Source organism: Streptomyces sp. NRRL S-87, assembly GCF_000719335.1.
Classification (GTDB): domain Bacteria; phylum Actinomycetota; class Actinomycetes; order Streptomycetales; family Streptomycetaceae; genus Streptomyces.
The window spans coordinates 99973-121025 of the sequence record NZ_JOGB01000014.1 but is presented as its reverse complement, the minus strand read 5'-3'; the positions used below and the strand labels follow the sequence as shown (position 1 = coordinate 121025).

Below are 21053 nucleotides of genomic sequence, written 5' to 3'. Positions count from 1 at the left end.
GCGTTCACACCGCAGTCTCACCGTTCACACTGCAATGTCACGCCGCATTGAAGCGTGTTGACCGAATCCCGACAACCTCCGATGCTCCTCCACAAGCGTCCGGACGCGCTCCTCCAATCCCCACACGATCCCCCTGGCCCCACAGGGGGATCCCTCCTCGGGAGGACCGCGATGCGCAACAAGAACGGGCGGCGTTCCCTCGCCGCCCTCGTCACCGCAGTGCTGCTCGCCCTGCCCACCGGCACCGCCTCCGCCACGGCGGCCACCGGTCCGCAGGGCGGGCACACCGCGGCGGCCGCCCCGTCGGCCGCCCCGTCGGCCGCGAACGCCCGGTCGGCGCAGGCGTTCGCCACCGCCAGGCGGCTGAACATCACCATGCAGGCCCAGCAGAAGGACAACTGGTGCTGGGCCGCCAGCGGCAACACCATCGCCACCTGGTTCGGCCGGAACTATTCGCAGAACCAGTTCTGCAACGCCGCCTTCAACCGGCAGCAGGGCTACGACTGCCCCAACTGGCAGGCGTCGCTCGGCAACGTGCAGAACGCCCTCTCCTGGGCCGGCATCAGGACCGGCTCGTACGTGGACGGCTGGCTGTACTACAGCACCGTGCAGACCGAGATCGACTACAACCGCCCGATCGAGACCCGCATCCAGTGGTCCAACGGCGGCGGCCACATGCAGGTCGTCTACGGCTACGACACCGACAACAGCTGGGTGTACTGGGGCGACCCGTGGCCCTCCAGCTACCGCTACAACTGGGCCTCGCACGCCTGGTACGTGAACAACTCCTCCTTCTCCTGGACCCACTCGCTCTACCGGATCGGGGCGTGAGCGCCATGACCCTCCGCCGCAACGCCACCGCCGTCGCAGGCGCCCTCACCGCCGCGCTCCTGGGCCTGGCCCCGCAGGCCGCGGCCGCCGGGCCCGGCACCCCGGCACGGCCCGCGCCGCAGTCGCAGTCGCAGTCCGGGGTGTCGGCCCCCGCCCCGCAGCAGCCGCAGCCGCCGGCCGTGACCGCCGGGAACCTCGCCGCCGCACACCGGGCGGCCGCTTCGGCCGAGACGCTCGACACCCTCTCCCGCTTCTTCGCCCGCGAGGGCAGGGTCTCCGCGGCCGCCGCCCGGCCGCGGGTCGAGGCCGACACCCTCGCCGTCCACTACCTCTCGCCCGACTTCGTGGCCGGGCGGGCCGGGGCGCCGGTGGCCCGGGTGGAGTTCATGGCCACCAAGGCCGTCTCCTCCGACGGGCAGTCCGCGTCGCTGTGGTCGGCTCCGCTGGGCGGGAGCTGGCAGGTGGTGAACATCGCCACCGGCGACGACGAGTTCCGGTACGCCGCGCAGGGCGCCCGCGCCCTGCCCGGCGGGACGGTCTTCCGGGAGCCGCAGATCGACGCGTGGTACGTGGTCAAGGGCACGAAGGTGCTGCCCCTCGACCACGACGCGGTACGGGCGATCGGGGCCGGCGGTACCTCGCTGGCCGGCTACCGGGCGCGGGTGCGGGCGGCGTACGGCGACAAGCTGCCGGGGTCCGCCTACGCGAAGTCCGGCATGGCGGGCGGCTACGCCCCCGGCGCCCCCCTCGGCGGCCCGGCACCCGCCGCGGCCGCGGGGCCCGCCGCGGGTGCGGGTCCGGCTGCCGCCGGCCCGGCTGCGGGTGGCGGTGCGCGCGCCGTGACCGCGGCCGGTTCGGGCCCGTCGAGTGCCGGCGCGGGCGGTCTCGCCGCCGGGGCGGGGCTCGCCGGCGTGGCGGGTGCCCTGGTGGCCGGCACGGTCCTGGTGGCCCGGCGCCGTACCTCAGGCACCGGCGCGCGCGTCCGGGCCTGACGGCCCGGGCGACCCATGGTCGGCACCGGCCCGCGGCTCACCGCCGCGGTGCCGGTGCCTGCGTCCGGGCCTGACCGCCCGGGCGTCCTTGCGGCCGGTACCGGCTACCGGTGCCGGTCGTGGGGGCGGGCCGTCCTGGTCCGGCCTCCTCCTCACGGCCCCGCACCGCCCCACCGGTGCGGGGCCGCCACTGTGCGGTCCGGTGGGCCCTGAGGGGCGGTGCCCCCTCCCCGCCCCGGGGCTCCGCCCCGGCCCCCGCGCCTCGAACGCCGGCGGGGCTCGCACCGCTCCGCCCGGGGGTGATCGGAGGGGGGTCCGTGCGGGCCGTGTGAAGGGGTGCGGGCGCGGCGCGGCAGGGGTGGGCAACGGGGTCCGTTGTCGGTGCCCGCCAGTAGGGTGGAGGGCATGGCCGACCCCTCCAGCTACCGCCCCGCGCCGGGAGAGATCCCCGACTCCCCGGGCGTCTACCGGTTCCGCGACGAGCACCGCCGGGTGATCTACGTCGGGAAGGCCAAGAGCCTGCGCCAGCGGCTGGCCAACTACTTCCAGGACGTGGCCGGCCTGCACCCCCGGACCGCCACCATGGTGACCACCGCCGCCTCCGTCGAGTGGACCGTGGTCGCGACCGAGGTGGAGGCGCTCCAGCTCGAGTACTCCTGGATCAAGGAGTACGACCCCCGCTTCAACGTCAAGTACCGGGACGACAAGAGCTACCCGTCCCTGGCCGTGACCATGAACGAGCAGTACCCCCGCGTCCAGGTCATGCGCGGGCCCAAGAGGAAGGGCGTGCGCTACTTCGGCCCGTACGCGCACGCCTGGGCCATCCGCGAGACCGTCGACCTGATGCTCCGCGTGTTCCCCGTACGGACCTGCTCCGCGGGCGTGTTCAAGCGGTCCGCCCAGATCGGGCGGCCCTGCCTGCTCGGCTACATCGGCAAGTGCTCGGCCCCGTGCGTCGGCCGCGTCAGCCCCGAGGAGCACCGGGAACTCGCCGAGGAGTTCTGCGACTTCATGGCCGGCCGGACCGGCGCGTACCTCTCCCGCCTGGAGAAGGAGATGCACGCGGCGGCCGAGGAGATGGAGTACGAGCGGGCCGCCCGGCTGCGCGACGACATAGGGGCGCTGCGGCGCGCCATGGAGAAGAACGCCGTCGTGCTCGCCGACGCCACCGACGCGGACCTGATCGCCGTGGCCGAGGACGAGCTGGAGGCGGCCGTGCAGATCTTCCACGTGCGCGGCGGACGCGTGCGCGGCCAGCGCGGCTGGGTCACCGACAAGGTCGAGGCCGTCGACACCGCCGGCCTCGTCGAGCACGCGATCCAGCAGCTGTACGGGGAGGAGAGCGGGGAGAGCGTTCCCAAGGAGGTGCTGGTCCCGGCGCTGCCCGAGGACCCCGCCGCCGTCGCCCAGTGGCTGGGCGAGCACCGCGGTTCCCAGGTCTCCCTGCGCATCCCGCAGCGCGGCGACAAGAAGGACCTGATGGAGACGGTCCGACGGAACGCCCAGCAGGCCCTCGCCCTGCACAAGACCAAGCGGGCCAGCGACCTGACCACCCGCTCCCGCGCCCTGGAGGAGATCGCCGAGGCGCTCGGCCTCGACAGCGCCCCGCTGCGCATCGAGTGCTTCGACGTCTCCCACCTGCAGGGCCAGGACGTGGTGGCCTCCATGGTCGTCTTCGAGGACGGGCTGCCCCGCAAGGGCGAGTACCGGCGCTTCCAGGTCAAGGGCCGGGTCGGGGACACGCAGGTCTGGCACGGCGAGGGCCAGGACGACGTCCGGTCCATGCACGAGGTGGTCTCGCGCCGCTTCCGCCGCTACCTCCAGGAGAAGATGAAGACCGGCGAGTGGACGGCCGAGGAGGCCGAGGACGGCGACGAGCCGCTGCCGGCCGACGACGGGCGGCCCAGGCGCTTCGCGTACCCGCCCCAGCTGGTCGTGGTCGACGGCGGGCAGCCGCAGGTCGCGGCCGCCCAGCGGGCCCTGGCCGAGCTCGGCGTGGACGACGTGGCCGTGTGCGGCCTGGCCAAGCGGCTGGAGGAGGTCTGGCTGCCCGGCGAGGACGACCCGGTCGTGCTGCCCCGGACCAGCGAGGGGCTCTACCTCCTCCAGCGGGTACGTGACGAAGCCCACCGGTTCGCCATCCAGTACCAGCGCTCCAAGCGCGGCAAGCGCCTGAAGTCGGGCCCGCTGGACGCCGTGCCCGGCCTGGGCGAGACCCGCAAGCAGGCGTTGGTCAGACACTTCGGTTCGGTGAAGCGGCTCCGGCAGGCGACAATCGACCAGATCTGCGAGGTCCCCGGCATAGGCCGCAAGACGGCCGAGACGGTGGCCGCGGCCCTCGCCCAGGCGGCCCCCGCCGGTCCTGCCGTGAACACCGCGACAGGAGAGATCATTGAGGACGAGACCCCCGCGCCCGCGGGGACCTCGACCGACCTTCGGGGGACAGAGCAATGACCGAGCACGACCGAGACGGAGCACAGGTGAGTACGGGCACGAGCGTGGAGGCCGGCGAGGCCGCCGAGGCGGCCATCCCCGAGCTGGTGATCATCTCCGGCATGTCCGGCGCGGGCCGCAGCACGGCCGCGAAGTGCCTGGAGGACCTCGGCTGGTTCGTCGTGGACAACCTGCCGCCCGCCCTGATCCCCACCATGGTGGAGCTGGGCGCCCGCTCGCAGGGCAACGTCGCGCGGATCGCCGTCGTCGTCGACGTCCGGGGCCGCCGCTTCTTCGACAACCTGCGCGAATCCCTCGCCGACCTCGACGGCCGGGGCGTGACCCACCGGGTCGTCTTCCTGGAGTCCTCCGACGATGCGCTGGTCCGCCGCTTCGAGTCGGTGCGCCGCCCGCACCCGCTCCAGGGCGACGGCCGCATCGTCGACGGCATCGCCGCCGAGCGCGACCTGCTGCGCGAGCTGCGCGGCGACGCCGACCTGGTGATCGACACCTCCAGCCTGAACGTGCACGAGCTGCGCGCGAAGATGGACGCCCAGTTCGCGGGCGACGACGAGCCCGAGCTGCGGGCCACCGTGATGTCCTTCGGCTACAAGTACGGCCTCCCCGTCGACGCCGACCTGGTGGTCGACTGCCGCTTCCTGCCCAACCCGCACTGGGTGCCCGAGCTGCGCCCCTTCACGGGCCTGAACGAGGAGGTGTCGGGCTACGTCTTCAACCAGCCCGGCGCCAAGGAGTTCCTCGACCGGTACGCCGAGCTGCTCCAGCTCATCGCCACCGGCTACCGCCGCGAGGGCAAGCGGTACGTGACCATCGCCGTGGGCTGCACGGGCGGCAAGCACCGCAGCGTGGCCATGTCGGAGAAGCTCGCCGCCCGCCTCTCCTCCGAGGGAGTCGAGACCGTCGTCGTCCACCGGGACATGGGGCGCGAGTGACCGGCCGCACCCTCCGGCTCCGCCGCCTGGGCGGGCTGGGGCCGGTCCGCGGCGAGTCCGCGGTCTCCGGCCCGGCCCGCCGCCGCAGGCGCGGGGCCCAGCCCAAGGTCGTCGCGCTGGGCGGCGGCATGGGCCTGTCCGCCTCGCTGGCGGCGCTGCGCCGGATCACCGGCGACCTGACCGCGGTGGTCACCGTCGCCGACGACGGCGGCTCCAGCGGCCGGCTCCGGGAGGAGCTGGGCGTCCTGCCGCCCGGTGACCTGCGCAAGGCGCTGGCCGCGCTGTGCGGTGACGACGACTGGGGCCAGACCTGGGCCCGGGTGATCCAGCACCGGTTCTCCAGCCAGGGCGAGATGCACGGGCACGCGGTCGGGAACCTGTTGATCGTGGCCCTGTGGGAGCAGCTCGGCGACCACGTCAGCGCCCTCGACCTGGTCGGCCGGCTGCTCGGCGCCCAGGGCCGGGTGCTGCCCATGTCGGCGGTGCCGCTGGAGCTCCAGGCGCTGGTCAAGGGCCACGACCCGGCCCGGCCGCACGACGTGGACACCGTGCGGGGCCAGGCGACCGTGGCCCTGACCCCCGGCGAGGTGCAGGAGGTGCACCTGGTCCCGTCCGACCCGCCGGCCGTGCCGGAGGCGGTCGAGGCGGTGCTCGACGCCGACTGGGTGGTGCTGGGCCCCGGCTCGTGGTTCTCTTCGGTCATTCCGCACCTGCTGGTGCCGGAACTGCTGGACGCCCTGACCGAGACCAAGGCCCGGCGGGTGCTGTCGCTGAACCTCGCCCCGCAGCCCGGGGAAACGGATGGGTTCTCTCCGCAGCGTCATTTGGAGGTTTTGGCCCGACACGCCCCTAAACTCGCCCTGGACGTGGTGCTGGCCGACCAGGCCGCCGTGCCCGACCGCGAGTCCCTCGTCGACGCCGCCAAACGGTTCGGGGCCTCGGTCGAGCTGGCGCCGGTGGCCAGGACCGACGGCTCTCCGAAGCACGACCCGGAGCGGCTGGCGGCCGCGTACGACCGTATTTTCCGGATGCATGGAAGGATCGGCCCATGGCGATGACGCCGGCGGTGAAGGACGAGATCTCCCGTCTCCCCGTCACCCGCACCTGCTGCAGGAAGGCGGAGGTCTCGGCCATTCTCCGGTTCGCGGGCGGGCTTCACCTGGTGAGCGGCCGCATCGTGATCGAGGCCGAGCTCGACACCAGCTTCGCCGCGCGGCGGCTGAAGAAGGACATCCTGGAGATCTTCGGGCACAGCTCCGAGCTGATCGTCATGGCCCCGGGCGGGCTGCGGCGCGGCTCCCGCTTCGTGGTCCGCGTGGTCGCCGGCGGTGACCAGCTGGCCCGCCAGACCGGTCTGGTCGACGGCCGCGGCCGCCCGATCCGCGGGCTGCCCCCGCAGGTGGTCTCCGGCGCGACCTGCGACGCCGAGGCGGCCTGGCGGGGCGCGTTCCTCGCCCACGGCTCGCTGACCGAGCCCGGCCGCTCCTCCTCCCTGGAGGTGACCTGCCCGGGCCCCGAGGCCGCCCTGGCCCTGGTCGGTGCCGCCCGCCGGCTGTCCATCGCGGCCAAGGCCCGCGAGGTGCGCGGGGTGGACCGCGTCGTGGTGCGCGACGGCGACGCGATCGGCGCCCTGCTGACCCGGCTCGGCGCGCACGAGTCGGTGCTGGCGTGGGAGGAGCGGCGGATGCGCCGCGAGGTCCGCGCCACGGCCAACCGGCTGGCCAACTTCGACGACGCCAACCTGCGCCGCTCGGCCCGCGCGGCCGTGGCCGCCGGCGCCCGCGTCCAGCGCGCGCTGGAGATCCTCGGCGAGGAGGTGCCCGAGCACCTCGCCGCCGCCGGACGGCTGCGCATGGAGCACAAGCAGGCCTCGCTGGAGGAGCTGGGCGCGCTGGCCGACCCGCCGCTGACCAAGGACGCCGTGGCCGGCCGGATCCGCCGTCTGCTGGCGATGGCCGACAAGCGCGCGCAGGACCTCGGCATCCCCGGTACGGAGTCCAACCTGACCGAGGAGATGGCCGACAACCTGGCCGGCTGACCCCGGGCAGCGAGGAAGGGACCCCGCAGCGGGGTCCCTTCCTCGCTGCGTTCCACGGCGGTCCGGCCCTGCGGCCCCCGCTCGTACGGCACTTGGGACGGCGGGACGCCTTATTGACATGGCCACGCGGCACCGAAAGCCTTGCGTCCGCATGTCCAACTGATCGACATGCTCTTTCCGATCGTTCCGATCGACGACAGCAGGGGGGCGCATGAGGCGCAGAGCGAGCTCGATCCTCGCCACCGGCGCGCTGATCCTCGGTTCCATGGCCGCCGTACCGGCGGCCATGGCGCAGCCGGGCACGACGGCCGACGGCACCGCCGCCGCGGCCGACGAGGTGAGGGTCTACGAGGCCGACATCACCCGCGCACAGGTCCCGCTGGTCCTCAGGGCCGGCCAGGACGCGCACGAGCTCGGGGAGCGTGCCCCGGCGCGCGGCACCACCCGCGTCGAGCTCTTCCTCACCGGAGCCCAGGCCCGCGAGCTGCGCGCCCAGGGCGTCCGGCTCGCCGAGCGCCGGCCCGCGCCGAGCGCCGCCCGCACCACCGCCGGCGACGGGGTGTTCCGCCCGTACAGCGGCAGGGGCGGGCTCAAGGAGGAGATCGTCCGGACCGGCCGCGACCACCCGGGTCTGGCGAAGGTCGTCTCCATCGGCAAGACCGTCCGGGGCAAGGACATCCTCGCCGTCAAGGTCACCAAGAACGCCAGGCGGACCAAGGACGGCGCCAGGCCCGCCGTGCTGTACATGTCGAACCAGCACGCCCGCGAGTGGATCACGCCGGAGATGACCCGGCGGCTGCTGCACTACTACCTCGACAACTACGGCCGGAACAAGCGGGTCAAGAGCATCGTCGACTCCACCGAGCTGTGGTTCGTGCTCTCCGCCAACCCCGACGGGTACGACTACACGCACGCCAAGGACGGCGAGCGGCTCTGGCGCAAGAACCTGCACGACAACAACGGCGACGGGAAGATCACCGCCGCCGACGGCGTCGACCTCAACCGGAACTTCTCCTACAAGTGGGGCTACGACGACGAGGGTTCCTCCCCGAACCCCTTCAGCGAGACCTACCGCGGCCCCCGGGCGTCCTCCGAGCCCGAGACCGTCGCCCTCGACCGCTTCGAGAAGCGCATCGGCTTCGAGTTCGGCATCAACTACCACTCGGCCGCCGAGCTGCTGCTCTACGGCGTCGGCTGGCAGGTCGCCACCCCCACACCGGACGACGTGCTCTACAAGGCGCTCGCCGGAACGCCGGAGAAGCCGGCCGTGCCCGGCTACTACCCGCAGGTCTCCTCGGAGCTGTACACGACCAACGGCGAGGCCGACGGCCAGGCCGGCAACGTCAACGGGATGATGATGTTCACCCCGGAGATGACGACCTGCCAGACCGCCTCGGACATCGACCCGAACGACCGCTGGAAGGCGGAGGACTGCCGCTCCGGCTTCAACTTCCCGGACGACGAGAAGCTGATCCAGGGCGAGTTCGCCAAGAACGTCCCCTTCGCGCTCTCCGTCGCCGAGACCGCAGCCCACCCCGACCGGCCGGTGTCGGTGGTCGGGAGGACCGCGGCCCCCTTCACCGCGGACCCGTTCACCGTCTCGTACGCCCGCGGCGGGGCCCAGCAGGTCGCCGTCACCGCGCGCAGGTCGCTGCGCGCCAAGACGCTCGAGTACCGCGTCAACGGCGGCCGTACGCACACCAGGGCGCTCGCCCCCTGGAAGGGCGGCGAGCGCTACGGCGGCGCCGACAACATCCGCTTCGACCAGTACCGCGCCGCCGTCGAGGGCGCCCGCCCCGGTGACAAGGTCGAGGTCTGGTTCACGGGCCGCACCGCCGCCGGCGCCAAGGTGACCGGCAAGGGCTTCCGCTACACGGTGGCCCGGCAGCCCCGCGCCGACGTCCTCGTGATCGCCGAGGAGGGCGCCAAGGCGAAGCAGGCGGCCACGTACGTCGACGCGCTGCGCGCCGGCGGCCGCTCGGCGACCGTCTGGGACGTCGCCGCGCAGGGCGTGCCGCACCCGCTGGGCGTCCTGTCCCACTACCGCGCCGCGGTCCACTACACGGCCGGGCAGGCGCCCGCCGGGGCCGTGCAGATGGCGCTGCGGGACTTCCTCAACGAGGGCGGCCGGCTCGTCGAGGCCGGTCCGAAGGCCGGCGGCGACACCCAGGCGGGCCGCACCGTCACCGACGACTTCAGCCAGTACTACCTGGGCGCCTACGGCCGTGCGGACGCCGCCGGTCCCACCGGGTTCACCGGCACCGGAGCCCTGCTCGGCGCCCGGGGCCCGCTCGGCGCCGCCGCCGGTGCCCCGCTGGACCGGGCGGGGGCCTACACGGTCACCTCCGACAGCCTGCCGGCGGACCGGTTCCCGCAGTTCCGCAGCGCGGCGGCCGGCTCGTACGCCGGGGTCGTGAACCCGTACGCGCCCTACAAGGGCTCCGGTATGGCGGCGACCGTCCACGACGACGACGTCTGGCGGCGCCTGGTCCGCACGGTCGACCTCACCGGGGTCGCCGCCGCCGACCAGCCGCAGCTCAGGCTCGCCCTCAACTGGGACACCGAGCCGGGCTACGACCACGCCGTGCTGGAGGCGCACACCACCGGCGCCCAGGACTGGACCACCCTTCCCGAGGCCTCCGGGCTGACCAAGAAGGACGTCCCCGCCGACTGCGGCCAGGGCTTCTTCATCCACGACCACCCGTTCCTCACCCACTACCTGACCCTGGGGGCGGGCGGCTGCACCGCCACCGGCTCCAGCGGCGCGTGGAACAGCTTCAGCGGCTCCTCCGGGGGTTGGAAGCAGGTGAGCTTCGACCTCAGCCCGTACGCGGGCAGGAAGGTCGAGCTGGCGCTGTCGTACGTCAGTGACGGCGGCAGCGGCGGCCGCGGGCTCTTCGCCGACGAGGCCCGCCTCGTCGTCGAGGGCGCGCAGCGCGAGGACGAGGGCTTCGAGAGCTCCCTGGGGGCGTGGACCGCGCAGGGCGCACCCGCCGGCAGCCCCTCGGTCCCGGGCACCTGGTCCCGGACCGGCGAGCTGTTCACGTCCTACGCCTCGGTCACTACCCGTGACACGGTGCTCCTCGGCTTCGGCCTGGAACACCTCCAGAACGCGCGAGCCCGATCGGTACTCATCGGTACGGCTCTGCGCTCGCTCCACCGCTGACTCTGAGTGACGGGCCCTCGGGTCCCCGTCGACCCGCACCGGAGCCTCCGGTGCGGGTCCGCGGGGGTTTCGGCACGTACTCGGGGCGATCCGGGAGCGTCGTCGATGTCACTCCAGGGCTCACGGAGAGGTAGGGTCGGAAGCGGTCGGGGACATCCCAAATAAAGCTCGCCGGTGGACAGGCCGGCGCACATACGAGGAGATCGGTTCGTGACGATCCGCGTAGGTATCAATGGTTTTGGCCGTATCGGCCGTAACTACTTCCGGGCCATGCTGGAGCAGGGGGCGGACATCGAGATCGTCGGTGTCAACGACCTGACGGACAACGCCACTCTGGTCCACCTGCTGAAGTACGACACCATCCTGGGCCGCCTCAAGGGCGAGGTCAGCCACACCGAGGACAGCATCACCGTCAACGGTCACACCTTCAAGACGATGGCCGAGCGGGACCCGGCCAACCTGCCCTGGGGCGAGCTGGGCGCGGACATCGTCATCGAGTCGACCGGCATCTTCACGAAGAAGGCGGACGCCGCCAAGCACCTCGCGGCGGGCGCGAAGAAGGTCCTCATCTCGGCCCCGGCCAGCGACGAGGACATCACCATCGTGATTGGCGTCAACCAGGACAAGTACGACGCGGCCAACCACCACGTCATCTCCAACGCCTCCTGCACCACGAACTGCGTGGCGCCGATGGCCAAGGTCCTCGACGAGAACTTCGGCATCGTCAAGGGCATGATGACCACGGTCCACGCCTACACCAACGACCAGCGCATCCTCGACTTCCCGCACAAGGACCTGCGCCGCGCCCGCGCCGCCGCCGAGAACATCATCCCGACCTCGACGGGTGCCGCGAAGGCCACCGCCCTGGTCCTGCCGCAGCTCAAGGGCAAGCTCGACGGCATCGCGATGCGCGTCCCGGTCCCGACCGGTTCGGTCACCGACCTCGTCCTCGAGCTCGACCGCGAGGTCACCAAGGACGAGATCAACGCGGCCTTCCAGAAGGCCGCCGAGGGCCAGCTGAAGGGCGTGCTCGACTACACCGAGGACGCCATCGTCTCCTCCGACATCGTGAACTGGCCGGCCTCCTGCACCTTCGACTCCTCCCTGACCATGGTCCAGGGCAAGCAGGTCAAGGTCGTCGGCTGGTACGACAACGAGTGGGGCTACTCCAACCGCCTCGTGGACCTGACGGTCTTCGTCGGCGGCCAGCTCTGAGCCAGGGCTAGGAACACCACGATGTGAAGCACAGGGTCCGGGTGGCGCGACGAGGCGCCGCCCGGACCCTGTAGTTTTCCTGTCGTTCTTCGCCCCGCACGGGCGCCAAAGGAGTCATAAACAGCATGAAGACGATCGACGAACTTCTCGCCGAGGGCGTCTCCGGCAAGCGGGTCTTCGTCCGCGCCGACCTCAACGTGCCGCTCGCCGGCACCGAGATCACGGACGACGGCCGCATCCGCGCCGTCCAGCCGACCATCGCGAAGCTCGCCGAGGCCGGCGCCCGCGTGGTCGTGGCCTCCCACCTGGGCCGCCCCAAGGGCGCCCCGGACCCGGCCTTCTCCCTCGCCCCGGCCGCCCGCCGACTGGGCGAACTGCTGGGCCAGGACGTCGCGTTCGCCACCGACACCGTCGGCTCCTCCGCCAAGGAGACCGTCGCCGCCCTCGCCGACGGCCAGGTCGCCGTCATCGAGAACCTCCGCTTCAACCCCGGTGAGACCAGCAAGGACGACGCCGAGCGCGGCGCCTTCGCCGACCAGCTCGCCGAGCTCGCCGACGTCTACGTCGGCGACGGCTTCGGCGCGGTGCACCGCAAGCACGCCTCGGTCTTCGACCTCCCGGCCCGCCTGCCGCACGCGGCCGGCTCCCTCATCGCCACCGAGGTCGGCGTCCTCAAGAAGCTCACCGCCGAGGTCGAGCGCCCCTACGTCGTCGTCCTCGGCGGCGCCAAGGTCTCCGACAAGCTCGCCGTCATCGACGAGCTGCTCGGCAAGGCCGACCGCATCCTCATCGGCGGCGGCATGGCGTACACCTTCCTGTACGCCAAGGGCTACGAGGTCGGCATCTCCCTGCTCCAGAAGGACCAGGTGGAGAAGGTCACCGAGTACATGAAGCGCGCCGAGGAGACCGGCGTGGAGCTGCTCCTCCCGGTCGACGTCCTCGCCGCCGGCGAGTTCCCGGACCTCAAGGGCAAGACCCCGGCCGACTTCATCACCGTCGACGCGGACAAGATCCCCGCCGACAAGGAGGGCCTGGACATCGGCCCGAAGACGCGCGAGCTCTACGCGTCGAAGATCGCCGACGCCGCGACCGTCTTCTGGAACGGCCCGGTGGGCGTCTTCGAGCACCCCGACTACGCGAACGGCACCCGCGCCGTCGCGCAGGCCCTGGTCGACAGCGAGGCCTTCACCGTCGTCGGCGGCGGCGACTCGGCCGCGGCCGTGCGCCTGCTCGGCTTCGACGAGAACGCCTTCGGGCACATCTCCACGGGCGGCGGCGCCAGCCTGGAGTACCTCGAGGGCAAGTCCCTCCCCGGCATCGCAGCACTGGAAGGCTGACCCGTGACCTCTCGTACCCCGCTGATGGCGGGCAACTGGAAGATGAACCTCAACCACCTCGAGGCCATCGCCCACGTCCAGAAGCTCGCCTTCGCCCTCGCCGACAAGGACTACGACGCGGTCGAGGTGGCGGTGCTCCCGCCCTTCACCGACCTGCGCTCCGTCCAGACCCTGGTCGACGGCGACAAGCTGAAGATCAAGTACGGCGCCCAGGACATCTCGGCGCACGAGTCCGGCGCCTACACCGGCGAGATCTCCGGCCTGATGCTGGCGAAGCTGAAGTGCACGTACGTGGCCGTCGGCCACAGCGAGCGCCGCCAGTACCACGACGAGTCCGACGAGCTGTGCAACGCCAAGGTCAAGGCCGCCTTCGCGCACGGGATCACCCCGATCCTGTGCGTCGGCGAGGGCCTGGACGTCCGCAAGGCGGGCAACCAGGTCGCGCACACGCTGGCGCAGGTCGACGGGGGCCTCAAGGACCTCCCGGCCGACCAGGCCGAGACCATCGTGATCGCGTACGAGCCGGTGTGGGCCATCGGCACCGGCGAGGTCGCCACCCCCGAGGACGCCCAGGAGGTCTGCGGGGCGATCCGCGGCCGCCTGGCCGAGCTGTACTCGCAGGACGTGGCCGACAAGGTCCGCATCCAGTACGGCGGCTCCGTCAAGGCCGGCAACATCGCCGCGATCATGGCCCAGCCCGACGTGGACGGCGCCCTCGTCGGCGGAGCGTCCCTGGACGCGGACGAGTTCGTGAAGATCGTCCGGTTCCGCGACCAGTGATCCCGTGCCGCTCGCCGCGATCACGGCGGTGAGTAGGCGGTAGGGCGGATCCGTCGTACTCTTGCGGGGGCCAGGGGGCTGAATCAGCAGCCACTGGCCCCCGCCTCGCCCCACTCAGGGCCGCAGCCAGGCCTCGATTTACCAGGAAAGTAGGATCCAGCCGTGATTATGGGGTTCTCGATCGCCCTGATCGTCTTCAGCCTGCTGCTGATGCTGCTGGTGCTGATGCACAAGGGCAAGGGCGGCGGCCTCTCCGACATGTTCGGCGGCGGCATGCAGTCCTCCGTCGGCGGCTCCTCGGTGGCGGAGCGCAACCTGGACCGCATCACCATCGTGGTCGGCACGTGCTGGTTCGCGTGCATTGTCGCACTTGGCCTGGTGCTGAAGCTCGACCGCTGACCGAGAAGTAACTCCGGCCATTGGACGCGCGTTGGGAGTTCCGTAGACTGGGGCGCCCGCGGCGGACATTGACGACGCGAACGCGGCACCATTACGCAGGGAGTTACGACCGTGGCAAGTGGCAACGCGATCCGTGGAAGCCGGGTCGGAGCGGGGCCGATGGGTGAGGCCGAGCGCGGCGAGTCCGCGCCGCGCCTGCGCATCTCCTTCTGGTGCTCGAACGGGCACGAGACGCAGCCGAGCTTCGCGAGCGACGCGCAGGTACCGGACACCTGGGACTGCCCGCGTTGCGGCTTCCCGGCCGGTCAGGACCGGGACAACCCCCCGGCCCCGCCGCGGACCGAGCCGTACAAGACCCACCTCGCGTACGTGCGCGAGCGCCGCACGGACGCCGACGGCGAGGCCATCCTCGCGGAGGCCCTCGCCAAGCTGCGGGGCGAGATCTGAGCCGCGGTACACCGCATGACTTCCGGGCCCGGCCCGCGGGAGGCACCTCTCCCGCGGGCCGGGCCCGTTTGTGTCCGGTACGGGCCTCCTGATCCTTTAGGTTGGGGGGTGGCGGGGCACGACAGGACGGAAGAAGTGGGTTGATGTCCGAGACGAAGGCAAAGCTGAACCGGATCCCCGAATGGGCCGCGCTGGCCAAGCACCGGGAGCAGTTCGCAGACACGCACCTGAGGGAGCTCTTCGCCGCGGACCCGGGCCGCGGCACCGCGTACACGCTGCGCGTCGGCGACCTGCACATCGACTACTCGAAGCACCTGGTCACCGACGAGACGCTGGGCCTGCTGCGCGACCTGGCCGCCGCGACCGGCGTGACGGAGCTGCGGGACGCGATGTTCCGCGGCGAGAAGATCAACACCACCGAGGGGCGGGCGGTCCTGCACACCGCCCTGCGCGCGCCCGCGGACGCGGTCGTCGAGGTCGACGGGGAGAACGTCGTCCCCGCCGTCCACGCGGTGCTCGACAAGATGGCGGCCTTCGCCGAGCGGGTCCGCTCGGGGGAGTGGACGGGTCACACCGGCCGGCGCATCCGCAACGTCGTCAACATCGGCATCGGCGGATCCGACCTCGGTCCGGCGATGGCGTACGAGGCGCTGCGCACCTTCACCGACCGCGACCTGACGGTCCGTTTCGTCTCCAACGTCGATGGCGCGGACCTCTACGAGGCCGTGCACGGGCTGGACCCGGCCGAGACGCTGTTCATCGTCGCGTCCAAGACCTTCACCACCATCGAGACCGTCACCAACGCCACGTCCGCCCGGAGCTGGCTGCTGGAGGGCCTCGGCGCCGAGGAGGCCGTCGCCAAGCACTTCGTGGCGCTCTCCACCAACGCCGAGAAGGTCGCCGCGTTCGGCATCGACACGGCCAACATGTTCGAGTTCTGGGACTGGGTCGGCGGCCGCTACTCGTACGACTCGGCCATCGGCCTCTCCCTGATGATCGCCATCGGCCCGGACCGCTTCCGCGAGATGCTCGCCGGATTCCGGCTGGTGGACGAGCACTTCAGGACCGCGCCGGCCGAGCAGAACGCGCCGCTGCTGATGGGCCTGCTGGGCGTCTGGTACGGAAACTTCTTCGACGCGCAGTCGCACGCGGTGCTCCCGTACTCGCACTACCTCTCCAAGTTCACCGCCTACCTGCAGCAGTTGGACATGGAGTCCAACGGCAAGTCGGTGGACCGGGACGGCAACCCGGTGGAGTGGCAGACCGGCCCGGTGGTCTGGGGCACTCCCGGCACCAACGGGCAGCACGCCTACTACCAGTTGATCCACCAGGGCACGAAGGTGATCCCGGCGGACTTCATCGGCTTCGCCGAGCCGGTCGGCGTGCTGCCGCCGGCCCTGGCGGCCCAGCACGACCTGCTGATGGCCAACTTCTTCGCCCAGACGCAGGCGCTGGCCTTCGGCAAGACCCCGGAGGAGGTACGGGCGGAGGGCGTCGCCGAGCCGCTGGTCCCGCACAAGACCTTCCGCGGCAACCACCCGACGACCACGGTCCTCGCGTCCTCCCTGACGCCGTCCGTGCTCGGCCAGCTGATCGCCCTCTACGAGCACAAGGTGTTCGTCCAGGGCGCGGTCTGGAACATCGACTCCTTCGACCAGTGGGGCGTGGAGCTCGGCAAGGTCCTCGCCAAGCGGATCGAGCCGGCGCTGACCGGTGCAGCGGAGGTCGGCGGGCTGGACGCCTCCACCCAGGCCCTGGTCGCCACGTACCGCGAGCTGCGCGGCCGCGGCTGACCGAACGGAGAAGGGCCCCGCTCTCGCAGGAGAGCGGGGCCCTTGGCCGTACCCGGTACGGCGGCTACGCCGAGGCCGGCGGGTACAGCGCCGGCGGGAGCTTCGCCGCCGCGGCCCGGTCGAGCAGCCACAGCGTGCGCACGTGGCCGTAGGCGCCCGCGGCCGGGGCCTGGACCTCGCCCGCGCCGCCCAGCGCGATGGCGACCGCGCCGGCCTTGTCCTCACCCGCGGCCAGCAGCCACACCTCGCGGGCCGCCCGGATGGCCGGGAGGGTCAGCGAGATCCGGGTCGGCGGCGGCTTCGGCGCGCCGTGCACGCCGATGACCGTACGGGCCTGCTCGCGCACGCCCGGCAGCTCCGGGAAGAGCGAGGCCACGTGCGTGTCCGGCCCCACACCGAGCATCAGCACGTCGAACCGCGGCACCGGGCCGTGGTCCTCCGGACCGGCCGCCCGGGCCAGCTCGTCGGCGTACGCGGCGGCCGCCGCGTCCACGTCCGCGCCGTACGGGCCGTCCAGCGCGGGCATCGCGTGCACCCGGGCCGGGTCGACCGGAACCGAGTCCAGCAGCGCCTCGCGGGCCTGGACGTGGTTGCGCTCCGGGTCGTCGGCCGGGACGTACCGCTCGTCGCCCCACCAGAGGTCGATCCGCGACCAGTCCACCGCGTCCCGGGCGGGGGCGGCGGCGAGGGCGGCCAGCAGGCCGTTGCCGTTGCGCCCGCCCGTGAGGACCACGGAGGCGGAACCGCGGGCGGCCTGGGCGTCCACGATCCTGGTGATCAGGCGCGCGGCCGCGGCCTGGGCCATCAGCTCCTTGTCACGGTGGACGACCACCTGGGGGGTGCTCACGAGGCCACCGCCTTCTTGGCCGGCGCCTTCTTCGAGGTCGCGGCCTTCGGGGCGGCCTTTCCGGCCGGAACCGCCTCGGTACCGGCCTCGGCCCCACCGGCGTCGGCGTCGGCCTCGACGGCCTCGGCCGCGCCCGCCGCGGTGTCGTCCGCCGCGCCCGCCGCGGTGGCGCCCGCCGCGGCCGGGGCGTCCGCGGTCCCGGCGCCCTGCGCGGAGCGGCCGGCGACCGCCGCGCCCTGCGCCTCCAGCCGCTCCACGCCGAACTTCAGCGAGGACTCGAAGGTGTTGTCCGGGTCCAGCCGCCGCAGCTCCTCGGCCAGCAGCTCCGCGGTGTCGCGGCGCTTGAGCGCCACCGCGCGGTCCGGCTGCCCCGGCATGCACAGCGTCGCCAGCGAGCCGTCGGCCCGGTCGAGGACTATCGTGCCGGCGGCGCTCTCCAGCCGCACCGCGGTCAGGCCCGGGCCCGTCGAGCGGGTCCGGCGCACCGGGACGTCCAGGCGGTCCGCCAGCCACATGGCCAGCAGCTCGCAGCTGGGGTTGTCGTCCTCGCCCTCGACGGTCGCACCGGTGACGGTGACCGTCTGCTGGTCGAGCGCGGCCGCCAGCATCGAGCGCCACGGGGTGATCCGGGTCCACGACAGGTCCGTGTCACCGGGGGCGTACGTCCCGGCGCGGGCGGTCAGCTCCGCGTACGGGTCCTCGGCGGCGTACGTGTCGACGATGCGGCGCTGGGCGAGCGCGCCCAGCGGGTCGCCGGCCACGTCCGAGGGCGCGCTGTCGGGCCACCACACCACGACGGGCGCGTCCGGCAGCAGGAGCGGCAGGACCACCGACTGGGCGTGGCCCGTCAGCTCCCCGTGCAGGCGCAGGACGACCGTCTCGCCGGTGCCGGAGTCGGCCCCCACCCGCACCTCCGCGTCCAGCCGCGTGTCACGGCGGTTGCGGGGGGAGCGGGTGGCGCGCTTGATGACCACGATGATCCGCGAGGGGTGCTCGTGGGAGGCGTCCTTGGCGGACTTCAGCGCGTCGTAGGCGTTCTCCTCGTCGGTGACGATGACGAGGGTGAGCACCATGCCGATGGCAGGCGTGCCGATGTCCCGGCGCGCCTGCACCAGCGCGGCGTTGATCTTGCTGGAGGTGGTCTCCGTGAGATCGATCTTCATGGCCGGCGCCAGCTCCGTCCGTCTCGTGCGAGCATCTCGTCGGCCTCGACGGGACCCCACGTGCCCGCCGGGTAGGTGGCCGGCTTGCCGTGCGCGTCCCAGTACTGCTCGATCGGGTCGAGGATGTTCCAGGACAGCTCGACCTCCTGGTGGCGCGGGAACAGGTTCGCGTCACCCAGCAGCACGTCGAGGATGAGGCGCTCGTACGCCTCGGGGCTGGACTCCGTGAAGGACTCGCCGTAGGCGAAGTCCATCGTGACGTCCCGGACCTCCATGGAGGTGCCGGGCACCTTGGAGCCGAACCGCACCGTGACGCCCTCGTCCGGCTGCACGCGGATGACCAGGGCGTTCTGCCCCAGCTCCTCGGTCGCGCCGGATTCGAACGGCAGGTACGGAGCGCGCTTGAAGACCACCGCGATCTCGGTGACGCGGCGGCCCAGCCGCTTGCCGGTGCGCAGGTAGAACGGCACGCCCGCCCAGCGGCGGTTGTTGATCTCCAGGCGGATCGCGGCGTAGGTGTCGGTCTTCGACGCGGGGTTGATCCCGTCCTCTTCGAGGTAGCCGACGACCTTCTCGCCGCCCTGCCAGGCGGAGGTGTACTGGGCGCGCACGGTGTGCTTGCCCAGGTCCTCGGGCACCTCGACGGCGCTGAGGACCTTCAGCTTCTCGGCCACCAGCGCCTTGGGGTGGAAGGAGCCGGGCTCCTCCATCGCGGTCAGCGCGAGCAGCTGGAGCAGGTGGTTCTGGATGACGTCACGGGCGGCGCCGATGCCGTCGTAGTACCCGGCGCGGCCGCCGATGCCGATGTCCTCGGCCATGGTGATCTGCACGTGGTCGACGTACGACCGGTTCCAGATCGGCTCGAACATCGTGTTGGCGAACCGGAGCGCCAGGATGTTCTGGACGGTCTCCTTGCCGAGGTAGTGGTCGATACGGAAGACCTCGTCCCGGGGGAAGACCTCGTGGACGATCTTGTTGAGCTCCTGTGCGCTGGCCAGGTCGTGGCCGAACGGCTTCTCGATGACGGCACGTCGCCACGAGCCGTCCTTCTGGGCGAGCCCGTGCTCCTTGAGCTGCTGGACCACCTTCGGGAAGAACTTCGGCGGGACCGACAGGTAGAAGGCGAAGTTGCCGCCCGTGCCCTGGGCCTTGTCGAGCTCCTCGATGGTCGACGCGAGCGTCTCGAACGCGGCGTCGTCGTCGAAGTCGCCCTGGACGAAACGGCAGCCCTGCACCAGCTGCTGCCAGACCTCTTCGCGGAAGGGCGTGCGCGAGTGCTCCTTGACCGCGTCGTGGACCACCTGTGCGAAGTCCTCGTGCTCCCACTCGCGGCGGGCGAAGCCGATCAGGGAGAAGCCCGGCGGCAGCAGACCCCGGTTCGCGAGGTCGTAGACGGCGGGCATCAGCTTCTTGCGCGAGAGGTCGCCCGTAACGCCGAAGATGACCAGGCCGGACGGCCCCGCGATCCGCGGGAGCCGCCGGTCCTGTGCGTCACGAAGCGGGTTCGCTCCGTTGAGAGACAAGGTTTTCAGGCCTCCGTGGGGGCGAGCTTGTCCAGCTCCGCCTCGGTCGACTTGAGCAGGTCGTTCCAGGACGCCTCGAACTTCTCGACGCCCTCGTCCTCGAGCAGCTGGACAACATCGTCGTACGAGATGCCCAGGGCCGCGACCGCGTCGAGCTCGGCGCGGGCCTGCTCGTAGGTGCCGCGGACCGTGTCGCCGGTGACCTCGCCGTGGTCGGCCGTGGCCTCCAGGGTGGCCTCGGGCATGGTGTTGACGGTGCCCGGGGCGACCAGGTCCACGACGTACAGGGTGTCCTTGTACGCCGGGTCCTTGACGCCGGTCGAGGCCCACAGCGGGCGCTGCTTGTTGGCGTGGGCGCGGTCCAGGGCGGCCCAGCGGTCGGAGGAGAAGACCTCCTCGTACGCCTGGTAGGCCAGCCGGGCGTTGGCGAGGGCCGCCTTGCCCTTGAGGGCCTTGGCCTCGTCGGTGCCGACCTTGTCCAGGCGCTTGTCGATCTCGGAGTCCACGCGGGAGACGAAGAACGAGGCGACCGAGTGGATCTTCGACAGGTCCAGCCCGCGCTCCTTGGCCTTCTCCAGGCCCGCCAGGTAGGCGTCCATGACCTCGCGGTAGCGCTCCAGCGAGAAGATCAGCGTCACGTTGACGCTGATGCCGAGGCCGATGACCTCGGTGATCGCCGGCAGGCCGGCCTTGGTCGCCGGGATCTTGATGAGCGTGTTCGGGCGGTCCACCAGCCAGGCCAGCTGCTTGGCCTCCGCGACGGTCGCACCGGTGTTGTGCGCCAGGCGGGGGTCGACCTCGATGGAGACCCGGCCGTCCTGGCCGTCGGTCGTGTCGTAGACCGGGCGCAGGATGTCGGCGGCGTCGCGGACGTCCGCCGTGGTGATCATGCGGATGGCCTCGTCGACGGTGACCTTGCGGGCCGCCAGGTCCTTCAGCTGCTGCTCGTAGCCGTCGCCGCTGCTGATCGCCTTCTGGAAGATCGACGGGTTGGTCGTCACACCGACGACGTGGCTCTGGTCGATGAGCTCGGCCAGGTTGCCGGACGTGATGCGCTTGCGCGACAGGTCGTCCAGCCAGATCGCCACGCCCTCGTCCGAGAGGCGCTTGAGTGCGTCTGTCATGGGAATTGCATC

General features: G+C 72.0%; 17 protein-coding genes. 13 read left to right on the top strand and 4 right to left on the bottom strand.

The window, feature by feature from the left end; genetic code table 11:
• Positions 1-171 precede the first annotated feature (171 nt).
• The 13 genes from IF43_RS0111390 to pgi all read left to right on the top strand — a co-directional run bounded on the left by IF43_RS0111390 (position 172) and on the right by pgi (position 16384).
• A complete protein-coding gene (locus tag IF43_RS0111390) occupies positions 172-831 on the top strand; it encodes a papain-like cysteine protease family protein (RefSeq protein ID WP_030197771.1) in 660 nt (219 codons plus the stop codon).
• A gap of 5 nt (positions 832-836) precedes the next feature.
• Positions 837-1823: a hypothetical protein gene (locus IF43_RS0111385; RefSeq protein ID WP_234332112.1), complete on the top strand. Its 987-nt coding sequence runs from the start codon at positions 837-839 to the stop codon at positions 1821-1823.
• A gap of 405 nt (positions 1824-2228) precedes the next feature.
• Positions 2229-4277 (top strand): excinuclease ABC subunit UvrC, encoded by a 2049-nt coding sequence (gene uvrC, locus IF43_RS0111380; RefSeq protein ID WP_037888117.1) that lies wholly within the window; start codon positions 2229-2231, stop codon positions 4275-4277.
• Positions 4274-5209, top strand: a complete 936-nt coding sequence (rapZ, locus tag IF43_RS0111375) for an RNase adapter RapZ (protein WP_051795118.1) — start codon at positions 4274-4276, stop codon at positions 5207-5209. The genes uvrC and rapZ overlap by 4 nt, the downstream gene beginning before the upstream one ends.
• 26 nt (positions 5210-5235) lie before the next feature.
• Positions 5236-6267: a uridine diphosphate-N-acetylglucosamine-binding protein YvcK gene (gene yvcK / locus IF43_RS0111370; protein WP_234332111.1), complete on the top strand. Its 1032-nt coding sequence runs from the start codon at positions 5236-5238 to the stop codon at positions 6265-6267.
• Positions 6258-7247, top strand: coding sequence for a DNA-binding protein WhiA (whiA, locus tag IF43_RS0111365; RefSeq protein ID WP_030197759.1), 990 nt, complete (start codon positions 6258-6260; stop codon positions 7245-7247). Before yvcK ends, whiA begins: the two co-directional genes overlap by 10 nt.
• A gap of 211 nt (positions 7248-7458) precedes the next feature.
• Entirely contained in the window at positions 7459-10413 is a 2955-nt protein-coding gene (locus IF43_RS0111360; RefSeq protein ID WP_030197756.1) for a M14 family metallopeptidase, read from the top strand.
• Between the two features lie 210 nt (positions 10414-10623).
• Positions 10624-11628, top strand: a complete 1005-nt coding sequence (gene gap / locus IF43_RS0111355; RefSeq protein ID WP_030197753.1) for a type I glyceraldehyde-3-phosphate dehydrogenase — start codon at positions 10624-10626, stop codon at positions 11626-11628.
• Positions 11629-11753: 125 nt separating this feature from the next.
• Complete coding sequence (gene pgk, locus IF43_RS42595; protein ID WP_030197751.1) at positions 11754-12965, top strand: phosphoglycerate kinase; 1212 nt, start codon at positions 11754-11756, stop codon at positions 12963-12965.
• Between the two features lie 3 nt (positions 12966-12968).
• Positions 12969-13745 carry a triose-phosphate isomerase gene (gene tpiA, locus IF43_RS42590; RefSeq protein ID WP_030197746.1) on the top strand — a complete coding sequence of 259 codons (777 nt, stop codon included), beginning with the start codon at positions 12969-12971 and terminating at the stop codon, positions 13743-13745.
• A gap of 168 nt (positions 13746-13913) precedes the next feature.
• Positions 13914-14144: a preprotein translocase subunit SecG gene (secG, locus tag IF43_RS0111340; RefSeq protein WP_030197745.1), complete on the top strand. Its 231-nt coding sequence runs from the start codon at positions 13914-13916 to the stop codon at positions 14142-14144.
• 111 nt (positions 14145-14255) lie between these two features.
• Positions 14256-14591 carry an RNA polymerase-binding protein RbpA gene (locus IF43_RS0111335; protein WP_007263454.1) on the top strand — a complete coding sequence of 112 codons (336 nt, stop codon included), beginning with the start codon at positions 14256-14258 and terminating at the stop codon, positions 14589-14591.
• Between the two features lie 140 nt (positions 14592-14731).
• Positions 14732-16384: a glucose-6-phosphate isomerase gene (gene pgi, locus IF43_RS0111330; RefSeq protein ID WP_030197740.1), complete on the top strand. Its 1653-nt coding sequence runs from the start codon at positions 14732-14734 to the stop codon at positions 16382-16384.
• A 64-nt stretch (positions 16385-16448) separates the two neighbouring features.
• On the opposite strand, the gene pgl is transcribed toward pgi, so the two are convergent.
• The 4 genes from pgl to tal are packed head-to-tail and all read right to left on the bottom strand — an operon-like array spanning position 16449 to position 21041.
• Positions 16449-17231, bottom strand: a complete 783-nt coding sequence (gene pgl / locus IF43_RS0111325) for a 6-phosphogluconolactonase (RefSeq protein WP_030197738.1) — start codon at positions 17229-17231, stop codon at positions 16449-16451.
• A complete protein-coding gene (opcA, locus tag IF43_RS0111320; RefSeq protein WP_030197735.1) occupies positions 17228-18394 on the bottom strand; it encodes a glucose-6-phosphate dehydrogenase assembly protein OpcA in 1167 nt (388 codons plus the stop codon). The genes pgl and opcA overlap by 4 nt, the downstream gene beginning before the upstream one ends.
• The gene (gene zwf / locus IF43_RS0111315) at positions 18391-19917 is read right to left on the bottom strand and encodes a glucose-6-phosphate dehydrogenase (protein WP_030197728.1); all 1527 of its coding nucleotides are present in this window, start codon (positions 19915-19917) and stop codon (positions 18391-18393) included. The genes opcA and zwf overlap by 4 nt, the downstream gene beginning before the upstream one ends.
• Before the next feature lie 5 nt (positions 19918-19922).
• Entirely contained in the window at positions 19923-21041 is a 1119-nt protein-coding gene (gene tal / locus IF43_RS0111310) for a transaldolase (protein WP_030197726.1), read from the bottom strand.
• Positions 21042-21053: the final 12 nt, after the last annotated feature.